This is a genomic window from Psychroflexus tropicus DSM 15496 (assembly GCF_000378765.1).
GTDB lineage: Bacteria > Bacteroidota > Bacteroidia > Flavobacteriales > Flavobacteriaceae > Psychroflexus > Psychroflexus tropicus.
In genome coordinates this window covers 7,595-11,873 of the sequence record NZ_KB905349.1, presented here as the reverse complement: position 1 = coordinate 11,873, position 4,279 = coordinate 7,595, and the positions used below count along the sequence as shown (strand labels likewise).

The window sequence follows — 4,279 nt, the reverse complement described above, 5'->3', positions numbered from 1 at the left end:
ATAGCTCATTGCGACTGAATTTTCTACCGAAAATTCCACGCAATGTGCTATCTTTCAGCCACGGCTGAAAGATGTGCGCTAGTTTGCTCGCAACGCAGCCATACACACGAACGTTGGGCTTCATTTAATACGAACTGAAAATGGATTCATCAGAACAATTCAAAAAGACAATTCATAATTACTATAAAAATGTAGTGAATGATGAATTTCCTGAAAAAATTATGGAAGGAATTGTAAAAAAACTTACGGATGATTACTACGAACAATATTCAAGGTTCAAAAAAGAGCACCCTAAATCAGCAAAGCGATACTCTACATTTCATGTTAAGGATTTAAACCATCCTCAAACTTTTGAATTAATAATCGAATACCTTAAAACCAATGCGAAATCTGATTACAAAAAGTATGCTTGTCAATTACTCAACCTGAAAGAAAGCGAAGTAATTAAATTTGAGCAAAGTCGGGAAGATTTTTATAATATGTTCTGAAATGAAATAATGGACGAGAACACAACGATATCTTGGATTTTACTTTCGACCGCATTAGCGAGCGAACAGAAACCCGCCAATTTTGAATCAATAGCTCAAATTGCTGATGGAATAAATCACGCCGTGCCGACTTATAACGAACTTCAAGAATCACTAAGATGGTTAATTGTAAATGAAATGGTCGAGAAAAAAGGAAAGAGATATCAGCTTACAATTATTGGCGCTGAATTTATTGAAAAAGCAAAATCACAAACAAATAGCGTAATTCTGAATATTTGGGACGAATTAACTAGGATGATAAAAAAAACGAAAGCCCAACAACGGCTATAAGTAATGCGGGATGAATTGCTGAATTCAAACTTTTGGCTTCTTTTCCGCTCGCAATTTGTATCTTTATTGAAGTAAAATAATAAACATAAAAATGGCTCGCTATGGTCAGTGCTGAATTGAAACTTTAAAGGCTTATCTGGCCCGCACTACACATAGCCTGGACCGTTGTGGCTAATTTAAAAAAACGACACTAATACAAGATAAATGACATTTCACGGACTAGCAGAACATATTTTAAAACAGGTTGACAAGCCATTAACGGCAAACGAAATTTGGCAGCTACCAGTTGACCAAGGACTTGATGAAAAGCTGAATAGTTCGGGAAAAACACCTTGGGCGACTTTAGGAGCAAGACTGTACGTAATATCAAGAGACAATCCTGACTCTGTTTTTAAAACCATTGGCAAAAGACCTAAGCGCTTCTATTTGAAGGATAAGAAATATACTATTGACTTTAAGGAGTATGAAGAAGGAAAAACCGAAGAAGAAACCGAAATTTCGACAACTCAACCTACAAAGACATATTTAGAAAAGGATTTGCACCCATTTTTGGCTCATTATGCTTTCTACAATTTGAACTGCCACTGCAAGACTATAAACCATAGCAAATCTGACAAAAAGAGTTTTGGCGAATGGGTTCATCCAGATATGGTTGGATGTGTTTTTCCAATTGACGAGTGGGACAATGAAGTTTTGGAATTAAGTTCTGCTGTTGGAAATACATCCGTGAAATTCATTTCGTTCGAACTCAAAAAGGAATTGAACTTGTCGACTTTAAGAGAGAAGTTTTTCCAAACTGTTTCAAATTCATCTTGGGAAAACGAAAGCTATATTGTTGCAGCTGAGATTTCAAAAAACGAAGATTTTCTTTCAGAACTTGCAAGACTTTCATCCTCATTTGGTGTTGGAGTTATCGAATTGGATATTAACGACCCCAACTCAGCATCGATAAGATTTCCAGCACAGACAAGAGAAACCCTTGATTGGGAAACAATGAACAAGCTGACTGTAATGAATAAAGACTTCAAACAGTTTGTAAAAAGAGTTCGAATTGACTTAAAAAGCAATGAGATTAGAAAAGAGAAGTACGATAAAATATTGGACGAAGGACAACTAGAAAAAATAATAAAAAACTAGCCACAACAAAACCTATACGCAATACCCTTCGGGATACTGCGCATAGCCAAACCGTTGGGGCTAATTTGAAAATGAAACAAAACATATTCTACATATTGACATTGATTCTGATAATCGGCTGTTCTACCAAGACCGAAAAAAATCAGACTGAAATAGAGACCGAAACGGTGGTCGAGAATTCAATAGAACGACTTGACTCGATTTCTGCTCAAGAGCTCGAGAAATTGATTAAGGTTCCTGTTCGAAACAAATTTGACGAAATGTATAATGGTCACTATTCATTTACAACTGACGAGCAAGGTCAAAAAGTTCTAAACGGAGATTTTGAATTTATCCACTTTGACAGTTCAGCATTTTACGACCCACTAACCAAGGAATATGATACGACATGGATTTCGATATCTAAAATTGAATATCAGGGAACATTTGCGAACGGTGTTAAAAATGGAACCTTCAAAGAAAAATTACTTTTTGACGATGGTATTGACCTTTACTCCAAATGGACTGTATCACTTGATTTTAAAGACGATAAATGTTCGAAAGGAACTTTCACAGGTATTTTAGGTCATATAATGCCAGAATCTACTTATGAATTTGAAAAATTGGACACTTGTACATTTCAGTCTGTAGTAGATAAAGCCTCAGAGCGATGGAAAGAAGAATATGAAAAAAGAAAAAACTAGCCCCAACAAAACCTATACGCAATGCGGGTTGAAGAGATAAACGAAAGGTCGGAGCTTTTAGCCCGCCAAAGCTCCGCTTTGACGTTTTTGTTGAATAAATTTAAAAACACAAAACGCAGCTTTGGCTACCGTTTGTGCCAGATTGAAAATTTCGGCTTTTCAATCCCGCACTGCCCATAGCCAAACCGTTGTAGGTAAATTGATCGAAAAATATTGTATAAATTAATTTCAATTATTGTTCTAAATAAAGGAAAGTCAGTCGGCTGTATGGAAGGTTTAAAACGGAAATTTACGACTGTATAGTTTGTTTTGTGTCTCAAACGGCTGAATGGATTCCGGCGCAAGAGCAGCTGAAATGATCATCGAAATTAAAAGCTGACTGATTTGTCGCCTCTACTCGACTACGATTTTTAGAATTATAAAAATGTCATTAATAAACAGAATCTGATTGAAATCTACCTACAACAGAGTGTATAGCTCATTGCGACTGAATTTTCTACCGAAAATTCCACGCAATGTGCTATCTTTCAGCCACGGCTGAAAGATGTGCGCTAGTTTGCTCGCAACGAAGCCATACACACGAAACGTTAGGCACAATACGAAAAAAACTGTTTCCAAATTGAAAGATATCTGTAAAATATTTTGTTTCGGACTTTTAATTTCGCTTTTTAGTTGCGGAATGGGAGAATGGGATGTTGATCTGTACCAACAAAGAATACCAAATTCATCTAAAGTGATATATGAATACGATGCTTGGGGCGGAAGAGACTCGCATACTTCAGGAATAGTTTTGATGGACTCAACGGAAAAGTTTAGAGTAAACTCTTCAAGAACATTACCAATTTCTTACTTTTCTGCACTTCCGAATAAAAATCGGATAAAATCAATAGAACTAAAAAAGGCTGTGGACAATGACAAGATAACTTTAGACAAAATTGACAGCAAAAAAATAAATAATTCAGGAATCGATATTGAAGTTGATTATTATGAAAGATATTCTGGTTATTCTAATGCAACTTGCATATTAAACGAATACGAATTTGAGAGTTTTAAAGAGACTAAAGATAGTTTATTCATTTATGGTATTGATGAAAAATTTGGCAAAAATCTAAAAGATAAAAATTCAATTAGTTTTCAAAAAGGAAACATTAAACTGATTACTGATGAAAATGGAAAGATTTTTCGTGTTGTAATTAAAGAACTCTTTAAAGACAATGCAACAAAGTTTAAGTACAAAAAAGGAACAGCGGAAATAACCGAAAAAATTACTGATAGCCCAGTCATTTGCTTCCGTGTTTATTATTTTCTGCCTAAAACTGAAATTTATGAATCTGAGTTTTCTGATTTTGGAATTTATAAACGTGTACAATGAAGTACTGTGCCTAACAATGTATAACCGCAATTACGGCGGATTCGACTACGTCCAAATCCACTCGGAATTGCTAACGTCAGTTCTTAACCGAAAAACACTATCTTTAATCCCGTAACTGACGGTTATACAAAACCGTTGTAGGTAAATTGATTGAAAAATATTGTATAAATTAATTTCAATTATTGATCTGAATAATGGAAAGTCAGTCGGCTGAATGGAATGATTAAAATGCCATTTTACGACTGAATAGTTTGTTTTGTGTCTCAAAC

5 protein-coding genes are annotated in these 4,279 nt (G+C 35.0%); all 5 read left to right on the top strand.

Annotated features, from left to right (window positions below; translation table 11 throughout):
- Window positions 1-140 precede the first annotated feature (140 nt).
- The 5 genes from F598_RS0114050 (at window position 141) to F598_RS0114030 (ending at window position 4,010) form a co-directional block, all read left to right on the top strand.
- On the top strand, window positions 141-488 hold the full coding sequence (locus F598_RS0114050; RefSeq protein WP_019039711.1) for a hypothetical protein: 348 nt from the start codon (window positions 141-143) through the stop codon (window positions 486-488).
- A gap of 9 nt (window positions 489-497) precedes the next feature.
- A complete protein-coding gene (locus F598_RS0114045; protein ID WP_019039710.1) occupies window positions 498-818 on the top strand; it encodes a hypothetical protein in 321 nt (106 codons plus the stop codon).
- A gap of 204 nt (window positions 819-1,022) precedes the next feature.
- Entirely contained in the window at window positions 1,023-1,955 is a 933-nt protein-coding gene (locus tag F598_RS0114040; protein WP_019039709.1) for a COG2958 family protein, read from the top strand.
- A gap of 71 nt (window positions 1,956-2,026) precedes the next feature.
- Window positions 2,027-2,638: a hypothetical protein gene (locus F598_RS0114035; protein ID WP_019039708.1), complete on the top strand. Its 612-nt coding sequence runs from the start codon at window positions 2,027-2,029 to the stop codon at window positions 2,636-2,638.
- A gap of 619 nt (window positions 2,639-3,257) precedes the next feature.
- Window positions 3,258-4,010, top strand: coding sequence for a hypothetical protein (locus F598_RS0114030; RefSeq protein ID WP_157595031.1), 753 nt, complete (start codon window positions 3,258-3,260; stop codon window positions 4,008-4,010).
- The last annotated feature ends 269 nt before the right edge of the window (window positions 4,011-4,279 follow it).